The sequence below is a fragment of the Streptomyces sp. SID14478 genome, from assembly GCF_010548525.1.
Classification (GTDB): domain Bacteria; phylum Actinomycetota; class Actinomycetes; order Streptomycetales; family Streptomycetaceae; genus Streptomyces.
The window spans coordinates 1-286 of the sequence record NZ_JAAGMG010001493.1 but is presented as its reverse complement, the minus strand read 5'-3'; the positions used below and the strand labels follow the sequence as shown (position 1 = coordinate 286).

Sequence of the window (286 nt, the reverse complement as noted above, 5' to 3'; positions counted from 1 at the left end):
CCAGGCCCTGGGGTGGCGGGCCGCGTTCTGGGCCGTGGCGCTGCTGTGCGTACCGGCGCTGGTCGCGGTGGTGCGCACGGTCCCGGCGGAGCCGGGGGAGCGGACCCGGGTACGGGGCGAACTGCGGGCCCTGCGCGCCCCGCACCTGCTGACGGTGCTCCTCCTCGGCGCCCTCGTGAACGCCGCGACGTTCTGCACGTTCACCTACCTCGCGCCGCTCGCGACCGAGGTGACGGGGCTCGGGGCGGCCTGGATCCCGGCGCTGCTCGCCCTCTTCGGCCTCGGC

The 286-nt window shown here is 77.3% G+C and carries 1 protein-coding gene; it reads left to right on the top strand.

The features are described 5' to 3' along the window. A partial coding sequence (locus G3I40_RS46295; protein WP_164560777.1) for an MFS transporter occupies positions 1-286 on the top strand: 286 nt, incomplete at both ends.